Source organism: Vibrio sp. 99-70-13A1, from assembly GCF_013114625.1.
GTDB lineage: Bacteria > Pseudomonadota > Gammaproteobacteria > Enterobacterales > Vibrionaceae > Vibrio.
Genome location: NZ_VTXD01000024.1, coordinates 1 through 21,816 on the forward strand (window position 1 = coordinate 1; position 21,816 = coordinate 21,816).

Here is a 21,816-nt window from a genome sequence, read left to right on the forward strand (position 1 = left end):
GAATATACGGATAAATATTAATTTTAAAAATAGGATTTGACTATGGAAGAGTTAGAGGATTGGCAGGCAATAGCTTCTGCCCTTCCTGATCTTGTCTTTGTACTGACAGACTCAGGAAGATACGCAGAGATTTTAGGTGGAGAAAGCCCCGAACAATTTCATAATGCAGTGAACTTAAAAGGCATGAGTTTGTATGATGTGTTACCAGAACACAAAGCTGATTGGTTTGTGAATCGGATCAATGAAACGCTTAATGCTGACAAGCTTATGATATACGAGTATTCATTATCAGCTTACGATGTTGAAGGCGTTGATGCCGTTTCCGGCCCCGATGGAGAGCTAAGATTTGAAGGTCGTGTTTGTCCTCTCAAAACAACCCGCTACGGTGAGAAAGCTGTTGTATGGGTTGCACGGAATATTTCCGAGCGCTATGAACTTGAGCAACAACTTATCTATCAATCCGAGTTTGATCCCCTCACTAACGCATTGAACCGTAGAAAGCTCTTTAAATGTCTTGATGATTCGCTGCTCTCTTTCAAACGGCATAAAATAAACTCAAGCTTTATATTAATTGATATCGACAACTTTAAAGCCGTCAATGATAATTTAGGACACCAGGCTGGAGACAAAGTTATCTGCGATTTGGTTGCTTTATGCCAATCTGAACTCAAAGAATCCGATCTATTTGGCAGGATTGGTGGCGATGAATTTGGAATCATCTATCGCGGTACTCATAACGCTGCACTTAAATTCTCCAACTACCTACGTGAACTCGTCGTTAGCATGACAAGTGAACAGCATATAAGTATGAGCGTTGGGATCAGTCAATTTCAATTGGATGATGAGACGATTGATCAAGTCTATCAACGATCAGATATTGCCCTATATAAATCGAAGCGTGCTGGGAAAAACATTTCTACACTTATGTAACCTTTTATTCGCCATTAATGGGGTTGCACAAGAACAACCATTAATGGCGCTAGATTACTGACTTAAAGTCGATGGATTACTTAAGGAAAATTAAACTTATTCCTTTGTATTAACCACTTGTGACTCCAATCCATAGGTGCAGCGCTGTACGCTCTTTCGACCGTGGCACTCAGTTCTCTTGAGGGAAGTGTATAATCCAACCTTTCACTGACAGTTGCTAAACTTTCAATTTCTTCGGTTGTAAGTTGCCTTGATGCGAATAGCAGTGCATTTAAATAAACCGTTGATGACTCTGAGAAATTATCCGTATCAGTAAGAAGCCTGATCGGGCTGTCATCAAGTGTCCAATTAGCTAGCACTGTTTGAGAGTTAGCCTCAGCGGTATGAACTAGCTTTCCATCAATATAGAGTTTATATAAGTGCCCATTTATTTCTGAGATAACAAAGCTAAAAGCGATTCGATGCCAAGTATCTGGGAGGATTTCACCATAGTATCCACCAGCACTGGTTTTACCAATAGTTGCATACTGACCGTCGTTACCATCATTATTTTCCAGTTGAAGGTACAACTCTGGTGCATCATCCAGTGTATTTGCCGATAAAAGAGCACTATATTTATTATCTTTAAGGCTATTTGAAGGCCAGTAAGCATCGAATACCAACGTAAAGTGCGTTCCTTCAACCGAGTTATGGATTAATTCTAATGTCGCCTCCTTAGACTCAAGAGAATCTAGACGGATAACTTGACCAATTTCATTATCTGGTAAATCAGAAATTCCAAACTCTTGAGTTGTACCGCAACTCACCGGAATAGCCTCATCGGTACATATATCTGTCAGTTGTGCGCCATCAACATCTACCAATAGTAAGACTGCAGGAGCAGTATCGCCGCCATCAGAAACTAAAGCGCTCGAGGTATTAAATTGCCAGACAGTGACGGGGTCGATGTAGCCATCGCATCCAGGTAGCAATTCTTCTTTGTCAAAAAAATAACATTGTCCAGTTCTATATCTCGCATAAGAATCCAGTAGATACCAAGACTCCCCAACAAACTCGATGTCTTCTCTGGTGAATGGGGGTGTTTCAAAAAACAACTCTGGATTAAATGCAGCCCCTTTAAACAACGCAAGCGTATAAGTGTCGTTGAGTCGGAATTCCTCAGAATCCATATCAAGTCCGGAATAAACCAAATTTATTGTGGCTTCTACATCACCTTCTCCTCGATCTATCCAATTGTTTTTCAAATTGAATAGTTCTGAGCCAGTGACCTCAACTTTGTAGACAGAATTGAACCCAGGTGTATTTGATGTTTGGCGTTCAACAGGAAACATTTGATGGAAATCTTCTTGAGTCATTGCCCCTAATGACCAACTCTGACCATCGACTTCCTCCGTATCAAATAGAGCTGCATCTATCGAATTATCTACGTGTGATGATGCATCATGTAACACTTCCATAATTTTTGTACTGTCCGCGAAATCATACGCTATTGCTATTTCAGTGCTGGCATCTGGCGCATACTCCCCCATTATTTTGTCGATGGCATCCTTCACTTCTTGGTCGGTATCATCGTCTTCTAAAATGCCAATATTGTTAGCATTATATTCTCCATACAGACCAAAGTTATGCGAGACGACTTGTTTATTTTCTGTGTTAAAAGTGATTTCAATGTCGGTATAACCTTTCGCATTGAAATCTGGCAAGAAGACATCGGTCGAAAAACTTCCGTCATCTTTGTTAATCACGTGAGCATATTGTGGTAGTTCATGGCTGTGACCACCAAGCACCAAATCAATACCTTCAACATAAGAAAACTCAACCACATCTGTGTCGATTCCTAAATGACTGAGTAACACGATATAGTCAACTTGATCGCCATAACCATCGATTAATTCTTGTGCTTGCGCAGACCAATCCCAGCGCATAGCGAAATCTTCAATAAAATCCGCGGGAAGTTCGACTTCTTCATCTAACTCATTCCACGGAGCAGAGGTCAACCCAAGGAAACCAATGTTGATACAGCCAACTTCTGCGATAGCAAAAGACACACCGCTAAAACCAAGTGGGTCATCGCCAACATACGTGGTATTTGAGGCTAAAACATTCTGGATATGTTCATCACCATCATCATCTCTTGCATACATGAGTAACTGCTCAGGTCCCCATGCAAAGTCGTGATTGCCTATTACCCGGTAGTCAAATTTCATCGCCTTTATGGTTTCAGAAACTGCATTACCTTGGCTAAGTTGCTCTGCAACTGTGCCCTTTTCATAGTCATCACCACCGTTGGTGAATAAAGTGAACTCATTCTCTTCTTTCGCATTTAGGTAAGCTTTTCTTATCTTGCTAAAATACTGCTCCTCAAAGCCAAAGTGTCCATGTAGATCGGCAACATGAATGAATCGGACAGTTTGGTTTATGACGTCCGAATTACAGACTCCATATGTACTCACTGGCGCATTGGGAAGTACAGGCGTTGGCTCTACCGGTGTAGTTACTGGTACATTAATTACGGTTTCTTCCGGGCTACAACCCAACAAAAATAATAAACCTAGGTAACTCAACTTTTTTAATATAATTATTTGTTTTTTCATCATAATAACTACTAATAATAATCTGAATACATTTCCATCGGACGATGTTGTAATTTCACAATCATTTCCGTCGGTTTAAAATCGTATCGAATGTTAATTTGCAATCGACTTGGTAGGTAGTCTGTCGAAATGTTTTGGCTTGCATATGCACCCAAAGTCCATTGGTTAGACAGCCTATATTCGGTGTAAATTTCCAAGAGCCCACTCAAACCATGGGAGGTTTCAGGCTCTGTATCCTCTTGATAAACAGAGTCAAATTTCGCGGAACTATATGACATCCCAACTCTTCCACCGTAACTCCATTGGTAGCTGTCACGTTTAAAGTAGCTTAGGTTGATTGGTAAAGAATAAAATGACTGTGGACTGTAGTAGTTGCCATAACCCATTTTTAATATGTCTAGGTTCTTCTCGTATTGCATATAAAACAATCCAGCACCTACAGATAATATGTCGGATTCTGATTCATCAAGTACATGATACCCACCTACCATTCCAGCAAATTTCTTATTATCCGCCACATTGACACCGGTTATTGAGTAATACTCACCAAAAGCCCATACACCCGAATCTGCTTTTTCATTACTCCAAGAAACGGACAGTGACGGTCCCATTCTCGTGATACCTCCAAACTCCCCTTTTTGGTCATCTTGTGAGATTCGAATACCAGAATAGGCAACGTAATCCGTGCTGTAAGGTCTTTTCGAAAAACTGGCTTGGTAAGAGAAGCCCCCAAATTCTGTATTTGCTTTTACCCCTCCGAACCAATCTTCAAAGACAAAGCCAATGGGTGACGAACCAATATCTACAGCCCATGAATCGGCTTGCCAAGCCAAAGATAGTGATTGCCCGACACCCTTAGTACTAAACGAATCTTCAGAACCGTAGTAAGTCAATTCTCGGCTATCTAAATAAACATTCTCAGTTCTTACTTTTAAATGTCCTTCATACTTAGGGAGCCCGATACTGAATTCAATTGGAGAGATAATTGTCCAGCCTTTGCTCGGAATATGCACGGACTCAGTTCCAGCAATGATGTAACTCAGACGACTTTCTTTATAGTCTGCAAGCGTACTTTCCAGATCATTGATCATCCATTGATTCGTGCTGTCCTGCACTCCTGATTCTACAGCTTGAGAATTGACAGCTAACGCAGCATTCGCATATTTTACAGCCAGATCTTTGTCGTCAACTTGATGAGCAGCCTCATGTAATGTCCAATAGTGAAATGCGCTAAGGTCATAATTACTGCTTATGTTCGACAACAAGTTAATATCTTCTTGCTTACCTGAATTTATTGCTAATTCATAGAGACCAACAAATTCTTCTAAAGATAACTCCTGCTGTTTTGAATAGAGATAGTTCACCACATCAGAGCTATATTCATTATTACGCTCAGCAAAAGCCACCAGCTCACTGCTTAGGTTAACAATACCCTTACGATCAATAGCAATAAGTGAATCTAGTGCCTGTTTGGTACTTCCTTCATTTTCAAGATTAAGGCTTAAGAAATATTGATGACGAGCATCAATCGTTGGAATATTGCCGCTCCTAATTAAATATTCATTAACGATAGTTTGATGCTTCTCGCTATCTCCAATTTCAAATGCAATATAAGAAGCAAGTTCCAATTCGGATTGACTCAATTCATTGAGCTTTACATTCTTTAGCCATTCTATCGGTTGTTTTAAATAACCAAACTCCATGGCAAGTGAAAAGCCAACCTTATAATCTGAGACCATAAGTTCATCTAAATACTCTTCTAACTCATCACCGACGATCTGACGATCTGTGATAATTCCCCTGTGATACGCTAAACGTACCCTAGTTTGTTCTTGTTCATCTACATACTCGATAAGTGCGAGGGCTGATTCCCACTCATTATTCCCTGTGAGGTAGTAGAAATAAGCCTGACCGCTTTCCTGATTTTTATTACGTTGATGCTGTTTATGCATAAATGAATCAGCGAGATCCTTCTGTCCAAACGCGATTAAACGTTCAGAAAGATCTTTGATGACCCACGGCTGAGCCATCGGCCCATTTTGAACGAAACGTAAGTATTCTTTGAATGGTTCATCACTAGGGTATGTACCGGCTGAATCTAATCTTCCAAGTAAATAACGTAGAGTAATTTCTTCTTCATACTTACGAACCAACTTTCTTTCCTGACGCTTTAGGTATGTGAACGCAGACAGTTCTGACTCTACGCTCTGAACAGGTCCATAAGTCTGGACCCACAACGTGATAGCCAACTCTGAATCATTGGTCATATTTCGTACTCGTTTAGCGTATGAATGAGCTTTCTTTCTTTCACCCTTGAGTACTGCAACCTGAGCTTTAATTAGGTACGAGTGATAAAGGGTAGGATCTACCTTGATTGCTCGTTCAGCATACTGCATCGCTTGTTGATATTTGGCTTTTTCTAAGGCTTGTTTGGATTGATCAATGTACTCCCAGTACTGGACTGATTTAATATTGATATCATAAGCATCGTATTGGTTTGGATTGGATAAAGCTTTAGCTTTCTTGTAGTAAGCCGTGGCACTTTTATATTCGTCTCGATAATATTTGTGCTGAGCAATTGCCTCTATAATTTCGATATCTTCTGGCCAGCTTTTTAAACTTGCGAGTAAGGTGCTGTAATCAGAGCTTCGGTACTCACCTTTAGATGTTCTCTCAACAGCCTGTTTTTTCTTCCTATATAGGGGAACCTCAAGCTTCACTAACTCTTCTTTCCAAAGTCTCTGAGTGGTTTCATTATGTTGCTGGATAGTAAGGCTTGAAGAATGATAGTTCGCTAACATTGCTACCATCTCAACCTTTTTCTCACTTATTGGGTCCGTCTCTAACTCATCAATTATTGCTAAAGCAGCTCGCTCACCAACGTACTGATTTTTGTAAAGATCAAGATACATGGCGATCGCTTCATCACGGTTATAATATCGAGCGATATGCTTGGCTAAATGAAATTTAATTACGCCCACATCAGGAAATAAGCGATTAAGTTGACGAAACAACCTCAACGTTTCTTCAGCCATTTCTGGGATATTGGATTTTATGCTGAGATATTCCACTTGCTGCGTCATTGTCGGGCGAATAGACTTAAATAAAGCTTCATATTCATCAAGTGCTTTTTTGTACGCTTCCGTTTTAACCAAAAGCTGTATTCTATTAAGTCGGCTTACATCATCGGTGTGAAGGGCAATATATTGCTCAAGTTCAGTGACTCGCTTGTATTGCCCGTATTCCTTCATTTTACCGATAATTTCATTTACCAAATCAAAGTAATTATTTCTCATCGCCCAACGGGCTCGTGCATACAAAGCATCTGGACTTTTAGGCTCGACAGCTAACCATTTATTTGTGGCATCAGCCACCAGACTGTCTATGTGATGTAATTCCCCTATAACTATTTTAGTTTGCAGCCATTTGGGTACATTATTATAGAGGCTAGTAAGCTCAGTAAAACCTTTGACTAGCTCTTCATTCTCTTCAACAAAGTTGTGTTCCACTACTTCATCAAATGGTTTAATTTCAGCATGATTGTTAAAACTTGAGTGCCACTTAACCGCAAGATCACCATCTTGCTCAAAGTAAAAACGTTTTTGATACCAAGCTTTTGAGAACATGGTCAGTACACTATTGTAGTACTCATCTTTCTGGTCTCTTTTCCAATTTTTATCGATAAATTCAACAAACAATTCTGATGTATCATTACGACCATATTGCTCTAGCAATGGCAACATTGAAGATACAAACCCAACAGGAGCTTCTCCTTGTTTTTTTCCACTACGGGCATAGGTTTCCTCAGGAACCTGGTTGGGCTTGTTCAACTCTTTATGAATCCATTTATAAAGACTGAGTAGCTCTTTACGACCTTCCATACCCTCAGGCATCATACCTGCCCAAAGGTAGTTTCTTATGGCATCGTAACTGCCTAAATCACTCGTCTCATCTGAGTAGGTATAAGCGCTTCCATCGTAAAGAACCCAATCAGGAGCGACACCTTTCTTTTGAGTCGAAAGTAGTAGATCAAGCGAACTATCGTACAGTTTCTGCCATTGTTGTGATTGCTCCCCCTGCATGAATTTGGTCATAATAGGCAGCACCAAATAGCTAGGATTAAGTTTAATAACCCTGCCATCTTGCTTAATAAAACCATGCTTACCCGGCAGCAAATAAAGCTCGTCACCAAAGCTATAAGTCTCTTCATTAAGAATCCTCATCGCAAGCAGGTAACCTAAGTTTTGGTAGTAAGTATCGTTCCATAATCTACCAGCTTCAATCAAGGTATAAGCAAACCAAAGATCGGCATCAGAGGCTGAATTTGCATCAAGCACAGCGTAATTCTTGCGGTCTTCACGCCCCCACAACCAAGCAGGCAACCTACCTGTCAGATCGCCTCCCGCTAATTCAACCCGCGTCCAGTTGAGCAAGTCATCAAACATCTGCTTGTCATTAGCGACCAAAGCAAAAAACATAGCGTAAGACTGCCCTTCAGAGGTTGTGATCGATTTTTTTGATGAGCCATCAATCACTCGCCCCTGTGAGATATAAACCTCTTTAAAAGTGTTCCAATCTGCCCACGCGCCCGGTTGAGGGCTTGCCAATACAACACATGAAAACACCAAGCTGGTTATTGCACCTAAAAGCCTCATGCTAGTCTTCCTTATGCGTCTCACGCATGCGCAACCTTGCTTGACGATTTAGCCAACGCCATATCATCGCCGATAACACACTCACCAACAGAATCGCCATTATTGCCATTACAAATGGGAAGCGAGAAAGGTGATACCAGATAAGGTTTACAATCGATAATTCTCCCACATGATAGGTCGAACCAAGGTTGTACCCATTAGTATCGTATGGCGTAAGCGTAACCACAGCCCCCTTAACAAGATCGAGTCTTTCTTCTAGTGCTACACCTAAAAGCTGCAAAGACATCGAAGTTCGACCGGAAAGAAGTGTGACGGTTCGCATTGGTGATATAGGCGACTCAAACATAGAAACTGAAGCAAATGTGCCACGCGTTGTGATTCTTGATGATACCGTTGGCTCTACATAATCCTTGGTAAATGCTTCGTCACTCAAATCATCGTTTTGTGAGTTATAGGTGGAATCCATCGCCACCTCGTTTTCTTTCGACTTCACAAATGTGAGTAGGGAGTTTTCATCTTCAATAATGCTCGTGACACCAACACCCATGACCAGGATGTCTTTGTCTTGTAACTCATTAAAATCCCACTCGGTAGCTAAAGTAAAACGATGAGCAGGAAGACCAGTATTAGCCGAAATTCGACCCAGAGTTTCGAGCAGCAATTGCACTTCTGCGGTATCAGTAGGGTCACCAATAATCACAGCGGTTTCCGATAAATCTGCCATTCGTGAATAAGGAAAACCCGACTGAGCAAAGCTCTGAGTATCTGGCATCTTTTTGTAGTGTGAATACCCGGTGAAATCGATCGTGGAATCCCCATCGATAGAGGCATAGAGATCAATAGGTTTCACGTTGCCAATACACATCTCTTCGTTGAGACGAGCGATGTCAAATCGAAACGAAAGTAAGTTATCTGTCTCTGTTTTAGCACCTGGAATACCTAGGGTTTCTTTATTAATATTTTTCGTGCCTAACGGATCAAACCAAACTGATGATTGAGCGATCTCTTGCTCATTTTGCAGCGGATAGGCTTGAATAAACTTGTTATTGATCAGAACGTTTAACCGCGAGCCATTCGCACTCTCACTCGGTGGAGAATATCGATATTGGAAATCAAGAGGCACTGAAGCTGCATTCCACGTAAATAAATCCGGTGGAAGCGTAAAATTAAGATCAATACTATAAAGCGATGGGCCACTGATATTCAGCTGTTCGCGGTAGTCAAGCAGCTCTTTTAGTTGCACTGGGCGCTCTGTCGTCAACCAGTTTGGGGCATCATATGGTGTTCTTGTTTTAAGCTCTTCTACTTTTTCAATGTAAACAAAATCCCCAGACATCAACTGCTTACTGCTGATTAAGCCTGATGCTGCTACAGCTAATTGCTCTACATCTTTACCCAAAACCAAAAGCATTTTCTTATTCGGGTTCTCAGGGTTTGTAACCATCTGTACCGTTGGTTGATGAATTTTAGGTAAGTGCGATAAAAAACGAGGCTTAGATTTATTGGTTGCGAAAACTAGCGTATGTTGATCTTCTGACAGCTCTCTAGATACTGGGAACGCTACGTTTCTCCATCCAGCATGACTAGCAAAATAGTTAGTTACTATTGCTGCTGAACGCAATTCTTCAATGCCAAACTGTGCAGGGATCACGACTGGGATTTCAATGTCTCTTGTATCACGGTAGTCAACAAATGGTGCGGGTAATAAGCTTAGTTCACTTGCCAGTGAGATATCTTTAACGGACAGTTCAATACGGCTAGATGACCCTAGCTCCCACCATTCAAGATGTGAGCCTTGGTCAGGACAAACAATTTTACCAATCATCTGCAACCTAAGCTCATTGTGGTCTTCAAAGAATAAGCCATCGAGGTCAACGACTTTGCTGAGCATTCGAGTCGTATCTTCGTTCTGCATCTCGATGACATCCATCAACTCATTGTTTAAATAAACCTTAATCTGGCTGATATTGTTTTGGAATGCAGGAGACGGCAAAAAGTCCAAGTGTAATTTACCTCCTATCACAATTTGATCCAGTCTCGAACCGAAAAACAGCGAATATTGGCTTCCGTTCCCCACGACAGTGATGGAGCGTGAACCATTCAACTCTTCAAATGTATATGTTGTTACTTCAACATCAGGGCCCTCTATCTCCACCGCATCACTCGCCATTGCAAAACCAGAGAATAGGTTGAAAAACAGAATCAATAATATCGGAAAGCTAGTTAGTCTCATGGTTAACCCCATCTGTATAAACAGGTCGAAAAGAAAGAATGGTGCGGCTTGATAATTCAATGCGTTTGTATACTTTTTTAATCGGTCGAGGACTGCGCTCAATCACCTTACGAACCCCCATAAAGCTTGTTGCTATAATGGATATCAAACTCTTGATAGGACGATCAGAAACATAATTATGTTGCCACTTAGACCAAGTATCAGAGCGAGCAAACGTACACTGTATGTAGTGCTTTTCTTGTTCCAAACTCATTGGTAGTAAACTTACGCCTATCCTACCGTCATGGATAAATTGAACGCGGCACTGGAATGATTCCTCGACACCATATTTGTCTAATACAACGTAAATAACCTCATCGTGTTCAAGGGGAACTTCAGGTCCCACATCAAACCCTACACCTCCAAAAGAGAAGTCGGTCAACGTGGCTACATAGCTGTGCCCTGACTGCGTCATAACTGAAATGGGATAATCGGCGTCTATTCGGTGTGTGTGTCGTATCTGTTTTTCTTCAAAAGCGACCGAAAGACAAACACCTAAAATAATGAGGTTATAAGTCACCCAAAATAGGTTGATTAAAATCGCTGATACTGTGAAATGGCTGACGAAAAATAACTTGCTCACCGCAAATACAAACCCAATCATGTTTAAGATCAGCAACACAATGATCGGCTTACTGATATCCCAATCGAAATGGGTTTTATCATTCAAACCGCCTTTTTTCGTTACGTTAAAGCTGCCTTTCCATGGCGCGATCAAGGCAACCGTTGTTGGAATGGCGATATACCACGCCAGAATGGCTTCATAGACTTCACCCCAATAAGAATGACGGTGGTTTCCTTGAATCGCGCTGTTAGCAATATTGGCGTGAATAATATGTGGCATTACGAACAGCAAAATAGCTAATGCAGGCGCAGCAATAATACGAATGTCAAAAATCAAAAAGGCTAATGGTGCAACCATGAAGATCAATCGTGGAATGCCGCTGAGAAAGTGCATCATTGCATTGGTGTAACATAGCTTTTGTCGCCAATTAAGCCCTACTCCTCGTAGAGGGTTATCCAAGCGGAATATCTGAGCCATTCCTCTAGCCCATCGGATACGTTGCCCAATATGCGTAGAAAGGTTTTCCGTGGCTAACCCTGCTGAAAGCGGTTCTCTAAGATAGGCACTTCGATAGCCTTTCCGGTGTAACTTTAATGCGGTATGAGAATCCTCAGTAACGGTTTCAATAGCGATACCCCCTACTTCCATCAGGTAGGTTTTTCGCAATACGGCACAAGAACCACAAAAGAATGCAGCATTCCAAGTATCATTCCCGTCTTGAACTAATCCGTAAAATAAATTGCCTTCATTGGGAAGCTTCTTAAATTTATGTAGATTCCTCTCAAATGGATCTGGAGAAAAAAAATGGTGAGGCGTTTGTATTAATGCCAACTTGTTGTCTTGCAGGAACTCGCCCATGGTAAATTGTAAAAATCCGCGTGTTGGAATGTGGTCACAATCAAAAATCGCAACAAATTCACCTTGGACTCTCTCTAATGCATAGTTCAGGTTACCGGCTTTAGCGTGTTCATTGGTTGGTCTGCGGATATACCCAACATTGGCATGCTCAGCAAACTCCTTAAATTCATCCCTTTTACCATCATCAAGAATGTAGATATTGAGCTTGTCTTCTGGCCAATCTATCGCGAGTGCAGCCAGTACGGTGGCACGTACGACATCTAGAGGCTCGTTGTAAGTTGGAATAAGTAAATCAACTACAGGCCAGCGAGAAGAATCACTAGGTAACTGAACAGGAGTTCTATTCAACGGCCAGATACTTTGAAAATAGCTGAGAACTAAGATCAGCCAAGAATAGGTCTCAGCAAAAAGTAATATCAAACCACACGTTAGATCTAGCGGATTATCCCAATTAATAGTCGAAGAATAGCGCCACCACATATAGCGAGTTGACACCACTAGCGATAAGACAATCAGCAGCATTTTTGATAATTTTCCTTTTGAGCGTCTTATCGATAATGCAGATGCACAAAGGATGCTCACAAACAAAAACTGAGATGTCAGTGAAAATGGTACCGTGAGGCAAACCAAAGTTAATATGACGAGTAGAGCCAACAAAACCAAATCTAAAAAGTTATGTCGTTGATTGGTGGTCTTTTTCGATGGTAGAACGACTCGTTTTTCTAACAAGACTAAATAGCCATGACCCACTTGGTGGATCTTCCCAATAATCCAACTCGATGCGTTTTTCAATTGCCGACAGTGCTGGGTAAAAATCCATTTATCCATCGAAAACTGCTGGTGTATTGCAAACAGCCATATTGATTGAAATAACACTTTGACGTTATCGGACCATCGGTAGTTATTAATATCTACATGCGGATAAAAAGTGCTCCAGCTATCTTTCGTGAGCGCTTGAGCTGAAAACACGACTGAGAATAAATAGAAAACGAACAGCGGCGAGTGTCGCCAGCTCATTCTGTAAATTGGCAATTCAACCGTTTGGCTAAAGCCGCCAACGAGTTTTGAATTAACTAGGGTCGCTATCATGCAGGTTCAACCTTAGCCGCAAACCTTTCAAGAAGTGAAAGCGTCACAATGGCCAACTGATTGAATTCCTTGCAGGCGTGAGATTCCGAATACTGGTGTTGTTCAACCACATTAGTAAGTTGTGACAATGAATCTTGGATCGCCGCGTCACTACGTAACTTCACCGATAAAAGGCGGTTTGGTAGTAAGGTCTCTAAAAGTAATAAGATACCATGTGTAAGCTGATTATTAGGGTTGCACTGGTTAACGACCAACTTCAACGATTCATCGCTAGAAAAAGTGTCCATTTGCCTTTTTATTTTCACTACAGTATTCACCGTAGGCGTAACGACCATTAAATTTAAAACGACTGGAATATGGAGGTGAGAAACGGGCTTTCGAACTGGGAACAACGCGATAATGAGATCAAACTTTGTCTCTAACATCGGTATCATATTCTCAAAATGCCTAAGCACAACATCAAAATCGATGTTGGTTCCACCATAAGGAATACAGCAAGCACCACTTGCATTTTGGTATATAGATTCCATCCAACCTTTATTATTCGTTGGGTAATCTGACCAACCTTTTTGCTTAGTTAAATCAACCCCCAGCCCAAATCCAACTAGATTTCGGGAATCAAGATCGACGACAACGACTTTTTTACCTAACAAGGCTAACGAGGATGCAAGACCGCTAGTTACCGTTGTTGCGCCACTGCCACCAAGTAAGCTTTGAATAATGATTACACTCATATCTTTGCCCTACACTTGCTGCTCTTTTTCTACCCGCCCAGCTGCTTTGCCAGACATTCCGACTACTTGTTTGTTCTTCGGTACTTCTTCATTAAATATTGAATTGATGAGAGATGAAGAGCTGAACAATTCTTTCTTTTCATTATCACGCTGTATGTTGAGGTATTGAAAATCACTCAATTCGTAGGCATCAATTATCTGTGCTACATCCATGTATCGTGTTCTATTCGTGTCCATGACTTTCCCCTTTTCAGACATTTCTAGGTATTACTAGTTGATGCTAAGTGATCCTCGGTATTGCTAGGTGACGCTAATTTGGTGAATATTCGTCCCAGTTACTTCTATCAAACGTATAATATTGGTGACCATTAACTTCAATGACGGTTGTACCCTTGTTCTGAGAGACAAAAGGAGTTACTGGTAGATCTGACGTGATGTCATTGAGTGCGACTGGTTGCCCTGCGTACATACCACTACTAATGACGTTATTCAGTATCTTACTTACTGCAATGTAACTACTTGATTCATGAACTTCGGTAGCCACGTCACCAGACATTTGATAATCACCAAAAAACCTAACGCCAACCGGAACATGCGTGATCGCTTTAGTTGGTATTTCTCTCATGCCGGAAACTTGCATTTTGTCGCCACTCAATGCGCCACCATGTTCAGGAATCAACACAACAACTAAGTTTTTTCCTGACTCTTCAACTCGTTGAAAAAACACCAATAAATCATCAAGCAACATGGTTTGGTGACGTTTATAGATTTCGACTCGCGAACCAGTAGAACCCAAAGACTGATTGCCATCATGAATGGAGATGGTGTTATATAAACTGACAGAAGGTGATTCATCATTATTTCTACGCCAAGCTTCAAGCACCTCACCATCTCTATAGAGCTTGCTTCCATCAAACGCCAATTGGTTGGGTTTAAGTGTATTTAGGTCAACCTCAGGAGAAAATTCCCCAATATTGTTGCCTATGCTTTTACGAAACCCACCAAACTCACCGTTATGGTTCATGAACACGCCTTTACTAAAGCCAAGATCAGCTAGCTGATCGAATAACAAGCACTGTTGTGGTTGGCGACTTTCTAAAATAGTACTGTGGTCTCTTTGACCGCAGCTTGCCTGCAAAAGGCGTAATACAGCCGGTCCACTGTATGAAGTGGCAGAATTGAACTCAGTAAAAGTTATGTTCATTTGCTTAAATAATGGGTGGTTTAACTGCCCTGTAAACTCCAGGTCATCCCATGAAAGCGAACAAATATTTAAAAGAAGCACATCAAAATTAATGGGATAAGCGACATCATTAATAAAAGCTAATTGCTCTTGATTCTGCTCCATAAAGAATTGATTTAAATAATCGCTAAGACCTTGAGATGAAGTATCGACGATATTGTCTTGAGCCTTTGACTCGTCAATAAGGACAACCTCCACATTCGTATTTTTAATAGGTTCACTGCTCACAGGTAGAATAGTGAGCGGCTTTAAAGCCAAAACTAAAATTCCAACAATAATGAGAGAAGATATTTTGACTATCTGGTGTAAATACAAGTAACCAACGCTCAGAACGACTATCAAAGCTATCAGTTCTATCGACAGGCTATCCCAAATAATCGAGAGCAAGTAAGACGCATCAAACTGGCTCAAGTTTGAAATTTGCGAGGTTAAAAACTGTAGAGGTGGTAAATAAGACTCATGATGTAAAAGCAGTACCGCACACACACACCCAACGGTATTTCTTACCCAACTCAGAGGACGGAAATAAGTAGGAATAGATAGAAGCAGAATCAGTGCAATATTTAAAGGTGCGTCAAACTCTATAACGCCTTGAGAAAATAAGACGAGTTTTAGCGCAAAGTAAATGCTCCACGCACCGAGTTTCCATTGTGAAAAATGGTAATTACTTTGCATTATTTACCACCTTCTTTTTCAAATGTTTTGGCTTATTCATAAGTCGAGTTAAACCATTCGAAGTTTTGTCTTTCATGAATTGAAAAGTGGCGTGTAATAATGCACCAAGCATCATAAATAGCGTGGCAAAGAAAAATAACTCGTAGATATTCATAAATCCTCCCAATTACACTTCGTGGCAACTTTCGTCGAAGAATTTAAAAAAGAATCACTTATATTTACTTTTTCGGGTCTGCCACTATGGACAACTTCCCAACCAGAAGAAGGGCTTTGTAGGTCATCTTTCAAATGGTCGATGACATTAACGGTTGAGTAAATCTCACTAAAGCACTCTATTTTTGCTGCTACTTCCTCAAGTGAAATAACGAATACATGCTTAAGTGTGTTATTCAATTCTTCCAACCTGAGTGAACTAAAGAACAGATACATTTCGTTATTGATAATGGTGGATACATCACCATGTCTAACGAGGTTGCAATAGTTTTTCAGTTTGTAAGTAGGAACCGATTTGAAAGGTTTAATTTTTACGAGTGCAAAAGTCACACCCGCGGGGTTAATCGTATTCAGAGTCTCATCGACAACTTGAATGAACTCCTGCCGATCTAAATGTCCTTTCATTTTTAATGGCGATGAATAAAGCTTGTACAGCTCTTCTGCATTATATGGGATATAAGGTTTCTCACAGCGCTCAACTTTTTTTATGCCATCGAGAACTGCATAGCTTGGTCTGTAATGTTCTACGATCTCCTGAGCACCAGATTTTAAAAGCATATCTTTATCGGTATATCGAATAGATGGCACAACTTCTCTGACAATAACTTTGATGTCACGACCATGCTTTTCTTTTAAAGAGAGAATGGTTTCTACTTTTTCTGGAATCTCTTTTGGATTGGAAACACTCAAGATAACCATGGATTTTTCATCAAGGGTTAAGAAATCGACTATCTCTTCTATGCCGACAAAAAAGAACAAGCCTTGTGCTTCTAATTTCTCAACATCAATTGCATTAATTTCCATGTATACACGGCAACTTTCATCATGTCGGCTATCTGTAATTTCAAAGCCTTTTAGATTAATGATCTTGTTAAACAGTTTTACTTGGCCATCCAATCGCTCAATAACAGAGAATATCGCTCTGGTGTCACTTTCAAAAAATTCCGCTAAGAGATGACGCTCATTATTTATGAGCCTAGTGTCTGCTTGATTTGAATCGATATTAGTGACGATGGTACATGAGGAGTATTTTGAGAAAATAAACTTAATGAGACCTAGTGTCTCCTTCTCTCCCCAAACATCTTGATCGATAACGATCAACATATTGCCTTGGTGAATATGGGCAATTCTATGTACATCTAGTACAAAGGCATCCACTTTTACTGGCTGGTCTAAGTAATACTGATCAGCACTTGCTACTTCTTCAATTGGCTTTCCATAACAAGGTAATTTTCCAAAATCAGTATCAGAAACATTCAATATAATTGTCGAGAAATTAAGTTCTACTACAGCCCTCAACTCTCTATATTCTTGTAGAAGAGTAGATATCCCTGTTATTGAGTTTACTATGATTAGTTGCTGCATAAACTTCCTTAATTACAATGTGATATCCATTCCATTGATCTACATTAATGCTACAACTAAACCATTAGCTTACTTGGTATCAGTTTGGTATCAGAAGTATCTTCAACCTAAACTTAAGACGTAGCATTAAGTAATAAATCAGTTTGAATGGCCCCAATTAAGAAAAGGAGAGAATGATGGTGATTTGCTTTAAATATCTTCTAGTGCCTGTAGTGATTTCTTAGAAAACCGAAGTAGAAGATTTAGGAAGGATTCAGCAACAATACCTTTTGGCAAATACATTGACTGAAACTTATCTTTTTTGATTAAAAACACACCAAGTAGGACAAGATTTATCGAAAATTTAATTACGCAACAAAGCTGACTGTTGAATAACTTTAAAGTTAATATCACTCGGAGTATTATTGAATGACTTCATAGCAACTGGATTATATAAAGTGGTTAGAGCGATATCAGAAAAGGGAACTATTACAAAACAGAAAATTGTTGATGCTGCTTTTGAAATAACGATGGCTGGTGGATTTGATTCCGCTACGTTCTCCGAAATTGCGAATAAAGCTGGCGTTTCTCGTTCTGGAATTAACTCCCATTTTAAGAGAAAGTCAGATATTGCAGAAGAGCTTTGCATGAATGACAGGTTTACTGATTGTGCCTTTAAAGTTCATGTTATGAGCGGTGCACATTCTTACTGAAGCTTTAAGCACTACCTCATCAACCGCACTAGATATGACAATTTCGCCAGCAAAATCAGTTTCAGCAAGTAACCGAAGTAAAGTAATGCCAGGCATGTTTAAGTCACAAATGACCATATCGGTTCGATGAATACGAATATGCTCTAAAGCTTGATCAGCACCTCCAACCGCATCAGCAATGACATGACATGATCAAATTGCTTCAGTAACGTCAGTAGTGCAATCCTTTGAAAGGATGCTCTTCTATTATCAGTATACGTTTTTCTGCCATTCTCACTTTACCTTTTCGCCAAGTTGAGTTGAACGCCAAATATCAATAAGCTGAATATAATTGACGTCACTTTTACCTGCCGTTCCATTTCTAGAGAATGACACCCATAATTCTTTTGTCGTTGCCTGTTGTTTCTCTTCATTAATGAGAGCGGCGAGCACAATGTGAAGTTTATGACTTAAGGATGCCCAAACCGATCCTTTTGACCAAGTAGACCAAGTGTTTAGTGCTTTTGGCATGTATGTTTTGCTATCTAACCCACTCGCCACTAACAAAATATAGGCGCGACCCTATAATTTTTCGCTCAGCTGAGCGTGTAATTGATTAGCGACAAAATCGAATACCCGGCGAATTCTCGGGTTGGTATGAAGCTCTTGATGGCAAACCATCCAAACTGGCAGTCGCATAATTGGACCAAACTGAGGAAATGCCTGACTCAGTTCTGGTTCATGTTCTGCCATATCTTGAGGAAGGTAAATAAGGCCAAGGTGCCGCTTACACAAATTCAGTTGCAAAGGTTGAAAGGAGGTCATCAATTGAAAATTCTCTTTCGTTAGCTGCCAACCTCGTTGGATCATCACCTCCATGATTCGATTTACATCACTAAAGCTAATCAATTGAATGTCTTGTAGCTGTGTTAATTTGGTGACATTGCGATAGCGATGTAAATACTCCGGAGTGCCGTATAACCAAATAACTTCTTCACCTACTTTTCTAGCAATCAAGTCCGGTTGGCTTGGGCGAAAACTACGAATAGCAATATCGGCATCACGCCGTTTGAGATCGCTCACTTCATTAGTCACAACAACTTCGATACTAATACCTGGCTCTGCTTGTCTCAGTTGAGCAATGATATTCGGTAAACGATAGATAGCGTCAACTTCACAAACCGATAGAACCACATTACCTTCAAGCTGCTGAGAATGCCCTCCGGCCACCAAAGAAAATTCTTGTGCGGCATTTCCCATTTTCTTCGCCATGGCAAGCAATGCTATGCCGCTAGGGGTCAGTTTTAACTTTTGACCAACCCGTTCAAAAAGCATAACGCCGATTTCTTCTTCAAGTGCCGCGACTTGTCGGCTCAGGGTTGGCTGAGTCATACCCAATGCTTTTGCAGCCGCAGACAAACTGCCTTCCTCTGCGGTTACCAAAAAAGCGCGAGTTCGATTCCAATCAAAGCAAACAGATGACCAACTCATACAAATACGCATAGCTCCATGCAATTATCGTCAATATTCACACCATAGATGCATAGGTATAGTAACGGTAATTCCAATACTTACAAGGTTACGTGATGACAACACTAATTTTAGGAGCGACAGGTGCAACAGGACGATTAGTCGTTGATCAATTAATACAACGCGGAGAAAAGACGAAGCTAATTGTAAGAAGTTCAGATCGGTTACCACCGCATTTAAAGGTTCATGATCTCGTCACAATCACGACAGCTAATGTACTGGATTTGAGTAATGAACAGCTCATGGAGCACGTTAAAGATTGTGATGCTGTCATCTCGTGTTTGGGTCATAACCTAACGCTACAAGGTATGTTCGGTCATCCAAGAAGATTGGTAACAGAGACAACGGAAAAAATTTGCTTTGCCATAGAAGCGATAAAACCAGATAAGCCGATTAAGTTTATTTTGATGAATACAACGGGAAATCAAAATAAAAGTGCAGGAGAGATGGTTTCGCTTCCTCACATTATGGTCGTATGTTTATTAAGAACACTGCTTCCTCCTCATGCCGACAACGAACAAGCGGCGGCATTTCTACAGCAACAGGTTTCAAAAAAATCCATATACATTGAATGGGTAGGAGTAAGACCCGATAGCTTAATCAACCAAGCAGCACCCAGCGCTTATGAAATCTACAGTTCTCCTATTCGCGACCCCATTTTTAACGCAGGAAAAACCAGTAGAGCGAATGTCGCTCATTTCATGATATCGCTATTGACCGACCCTATTCTTTGGCAATGTTGGCGAGGGCAACTGCCTGTGATTTATAATTCCGATTACCCTTGATGTTCAAGAGACAGATAAGATCTGACCCTATTTTTCATCATGAAAAAGTCATAACTCCTCAACATTCAATATCAGCTGTTTCGCTTTATCTAAGATAACTTGTTGCTGCTCTGCTGATTTTTTATTCCAATTAGCATAAACCATTCGAGTACGTGGGTTATTATTAAACTGCTCAATGTGCGTATGCATAAAATTCCAATATAGTGCGTTTAGCGGGCACGCAGTCTCCTCACTCACCTGCTTCACGTTATAGTGACAATCCGTGCAGTAATCACTCATTTTATTCACATAATTACCGCTAGCAGCGTAAGCCTTAGAAGCAACAATACCTCCATCAGCAAACTGGCTCATACCGCGTGTGTTGGGCATTTCAACCCACTCAATCGCATCGATATAAATGCCTAAGTACCAAGCATCAACTTGGTCAGGTTGAATGCCGGTTAACAAAGAAAAATTACCAGTGATCATTAAACGTTGAATATGATGAGCATAGGCGAAATCAAGTGACTGCTTAATCGCATGGTGCATGCAATTCATTTTTGTATTACCTGTCCAAAACCAACTTGGTAATGCCAATGAAGCGTTGAGCTGATTCAGGTTTTGATAGCCAGGCATATTGCGCCAGTAGATCCCACGTACAAATTCCCGCCATCCTAGAATTTGACGAACAAAGCCTTCTATTTGAGCAATATTTATTTCATCAGGGCGTTGGTTAAATTCCATAATAGCGGCATCGATCACTTGCCGAGGGCTGAGGATTTTTGCGTTTAATGCGAAAGATAAACGGCTATGAAACAAACTCCATTGCTTTTGGGTGAGCATATCATCTAGCTTACAGGTCATTGCATCTTGAAACTGACCAAACAGTGGCAAACAATAACGACAGAAAAACACCAGTAATTCACTCGCCTGCTGCCTGTTAACAGGCCACAATAATTGCTTATCTGCTTGACCAATGGTTTCTATGTTATGCCTTTCTAGACGTTTCAAAATATCAGAAACATCGTTAGCGAATAAAAGAGGCTCAGGCACACTATCAAATTCACTGCGCTTTAATTTGTTTTGATTTGCACTGTCAAAGTTCCATTTCTCCGCAACTGGCTCTCCGTCTTGCATTAAAATGTCAAAACGTTTTCTCATCTTACGGTAGAAGGCTTCCATACGATGATGGTGGTCAGGCTTAAAGTCTTTTTCTATTTGCGCTTCTGACAGGAAGAAATGTTCACTTTCATAAGCTTGAGAAGATATAGATAACGACAGGCAATATTTATCGAGCATGCTGCGTAAACGGTACTCATCGGGTAATTGATATTCAAAGTGAGTAATGTTGTGCTCAGCAATAAGATGATTTAATAGATCATCTATTTTTTCAAATCGTTGCGTATCGTCTAACGTTAAATGTATTACCCGATGCCCTGCCCTTTCTAACGCAGTTGCAAATTGCCCCATGGCAGAAAAAAATGCGCACACCTTCTGCACATGATGTTTTACATAGGTAGCTTCTTGATGCATTTCAGCGATCACATACAGTGTTTGCGGAACAGTTTGCTCAAACCAAGAGTGACTCGCATTCAGTTGATCACCAAAAATAAATCGTAAACGTTGTGGGGTGGCGTTCATATATATCCTCTAACTAA

General features: G+C 40.6%; 14 protein-coding genes. 3 read left to right on the forward strand and 11 right to left on the reverse strand.

Annotated elements, in window-relative coordinates; translation table 11 throughout:
• The first annotated feature begins 42 nt into the window (after positions 1–42).
• Entirely contained in the window at positions 43–930 is an 888-nt protein-coding gene (locus tag F0226_RS15130) for a sensor domain-containing diguanylate cyclase (RefSeq protein ID WP_253820838.1), read from the forward strand.
• An 80-nt stretch (positions 931–1,010) separates the two neighbouring features.
• On the opposite strand, the gene F0226_RS15135 is transcribed toward F0226_RS15130, so the two are convergent.
• From F0226_RS15135 to F0226_RS15170, 8 genes are all read right to left on the reverse strand, one after another.
• Positions 1,011–3,527, reverse strand: coding sequence for a metallophosphoesterase (locus tag F0226_RS15135; protein WP_171736415.1), 2,517 nt, complete (start codon positions 3,525–3,527; stop codon positions 1,011–1,013).
• Positions 3,528–3,535: 8 nt separating this feature from the next.
• A complete protein-coding gene (gene bcsZ / locus F0226_RS15140) occupies positions 3,536–8,179 on the reverse strand; it encodes a cellulose synthase complex periplasmic endoglucanase BcsZ (RefSeq protein WP_171736416.1) in 4,644 nt (1,547 codons plus the stop codon).
• Position 8,180: 1 nt separating this feature from the next.
• On the reverse strand, positions 8,181–10,412 hold the full coding sequence (locus F0226_RS15145) for a cellulose biosynthesis cyclic di-GMP-binding regulatory protein BcsB (protein WP_171736417.1): 2,232 nt from the start codon (positions 10,410–10,412) through the stop codon (positions 8,181–8,183).
• Positions 10,399–12,963, reverse strand: a complete 2,565-nt coding sequence (gene bcsA / locus F0226_RS15150; RefSeq protein WP_171736418.1) for a UDP-forming cellulose synthase catalytic subunit — start codon at positions 12,961–12,963, stop codon at positions 10,399–10,401. The genes F0226_RS15145 and bcsA overlap by 14 nt, the downstream gene beginning before the upstream one ends.
• The gene (locus F0226_RS15155; protein ID WP_171736419.1) at positions 12,960–13,697 is read right to left on the reverse strand and encodes a cellulose synthase operon protein YhjQ/BcsQ; all 738 of its coding nucleotides are present in this window, start codon (positions 13,695–13,697) and stop codon (positions 12,960–12,962) included. Before F0226_RS15155 ends, bcsA begins: the two co-directional genes overlap by 4 nt.
• A 9-nt stretch (positions 13,698–13,706) precedes the next feature.
• Entirely contained in the window at positions 13,707–13,934 is a 228-nt protein-coding gene (locus F0226_RS15160; RefSeq protein WP_171736420.1) for a hypothetical protein, read from the reverse strand.
• 73 nt (positions 13,935–14,007) lie between these two features.
• Positions 14,008–15,615, reverse strand: coding sequence for a cellulose biosynthesis protein BcsG (gene bcsG / locus F0226_RS15165; protein ID WP_171736421.1), 1,608 nt, complete (start codon positions 15,613–15,615; stop codon positions 14,008–14,010).
• A 150-nt stretch (positions 15,616–15,765) separates the two neighbouring features.
• Positions 15,766–17,193 (reverse strand): BcsE family c-di-GMP-binding protein, encoded by a 1,428-nt coding sequence (locus tag F0226_RS15170; protein WP_171736422.1) that lies wholly within the window; start codon positions 17,191–17,193, stop codon positions 15,766–15,768.
• A 404-nt stretch (positions 17,194–17,597) separates the two neighbouring features.
• Here F0226_RS15170 and F0226_RS15175 point away from each other — a divergent pair, with 404 nt between their 5' ends.
• On the forward strand, positions 17,598–17,885 hold the full coding sequence (locus F0226_RS15175; RefSeq protein WP_216606644.1) for a TetR/AcrR family transcriptional regulator: 288 nt from the start codon (positions 17,598–17,600) through the stop codon (positions 17,883–17,885).
• 273 nt (positions 17,886–18,158) lie between these two features.
• Here the strand turns inward: F0226_RS15175 and F0226_RS15185 are convergent, their stop codons facing one another.
• Together F0226_RS15185 and F0226_RS15190 are read right to left on the reverse strand one after the other, a co-directional pair.
• Positions 18,159–18,395 (reverse strand): hypothetical protein, encoded by a 237-nt coding sequence (locus F0226_RS15185; RefSeq protein ID WP_171736423.1) that lies wholly within the window; start codon positions 18,393–18,395, stop codon positions 18,159–18,161.
• 51 nt (positions 18,396–18,446) lie between these two features.
• The gene (locus tag F0226_RS15190; RefSeq protein WP_171736424.1) at positions 18,447–19,355 is read right to left on the reverse strand and encodes a LysR family transcriptional regulator; all 909 of its coding nucleotides are present in this window, start codon (positions 19,353–19,355) and stop codon (positions 18,447–18,449) included.
• 95 nt (positions 19,356–19,450) lie between these two features.
• On the opposite strand from F0226_RS15190, the gene F0226_RS15195 reads away from it, so the two are divergent.
• On the forward strand, positions 19,451–20,179 hold the full coding sequence (locus F0226_RS15195) for an NAD(P)-binding oxidoreductase (protein WP_171736425.1): 729 nt from the start codon (positions 19,451–19,453) through the stop codon (positions 20,177–20,179).
• Positions 20,180–20,227: 48 nt separating this feature from the next.
• Here F0226_RS15195 and F0226_RS15200 read toward each other — a convergent pair whose 3' ends face one another.
• Entirely contained in the window at positions 20,228–21,799 is a 1,572-nt protein-coding gene (locus tag F0226_RS15200; protein ID WP_171736426.1) for a cryptochrome/photolyase family protein, read from the reverse strand.
• Between the last annotated feature and the right edge of the window lie 17 nt (positions 21,800–21,816).

What these genes read in the sequence shown, in the direction of transcription:
- F0226_RS15130 (WP_253820838.1), top strand. Translation starts at nt 43, where the DNA reads ATGGAAGAGTTAGAGGATTGGCAGGCAATAGCTTCTGCCCTTCCTGAT.
- F0226_RS15135 (WP_171736415.1), bottom strand. Translation starts at nt 3,527, where the DNA reads ATGATGAAAAAACAAATAATTATATTAAAAAAGTTGAGTTACCTAGGT.
- bcsZ (WP_171736416.1), bottom strand. Translation starts at nt 8,179, where the DNA reads ATGAGGCTTTTAGGTGCAATAACCAGCTTGGTGTTTTCATGTGTTGTA.
- F0226_RS15145 (WP_171736417.1), bottom strand. Translation starts at nt 10,412, where the DNA reads ATGAGACTAACTAGCTTTCCGATATTATTGATTCTGTTTTTCAACCTA.
- bcsA (WP_171736418.1), bottom strand. Translation starts at nt 12,963, where the DNA reads ATGATAGCGACCCTAGTTAATTCAAAACTCGTTGGCGGCTTTAGCCAA.
- F0226_RS15155 (WP_171736419.1), bottom strand. Translation starts at nt 13,697, where the DNA reads ATGAGTGTAATCATTATTCAAAGCTTACTTGGTGGCAGTGGCGCAACA.
- F0226_RS15160 (WP_171736420.1), bottom strand. Translation starts at nt 13,934, where the DNA reads ATGGACACGAATAGAACACGATACATGGATGTAGCACAGATAATTGAT.
- bcsG (WP_171736421.1), bottom strand. Translation starts at nt 15,615, where the DNA reads ATGCAAAGTAATTACCATTTTTCACAATGGAAACTCGGTGCGTGGAGC.
- F0226_RS15170 (WP_171736422.1), bottom strand. Translation starts at nt 17,193, where the DNA reads ATGCAGCAACTAATCATAGTAAACTCAATAACAGGGATATCTACTCTT.
- F0226_RS15185 (WP_171736423.1), bottom strand. Translation starts at nt 18,395, where the DNA reads ATGCCAAAAGCACTAAACACTTGGTCTACTTGGTCAAAAGGATCGGTT.
- F0226_RS15190 (WP_171736424.1), bottom strand. Translation starts at nt 19,355, where the DNA reads ATGAGTTGGTCATCTGTTTGCTTTGATTGGAATCGAACTCGCGCTTTT.
- F0226_RS15195 (WP_171736425.1), top strand. Translation starts at nt 19,451, where the DNA reads ATGACAACACTAATTTTAGGAGCGACAGGTGCAACAGGACGATTAGTC.
- F0226_RS15200 (WP_171736426.1), bottom strand. Translation starts at nt 21,799, where the DNA reads ATGAACGCCACCCCACAACGTTTACGATTTATTTTTGGTGATCAACTG.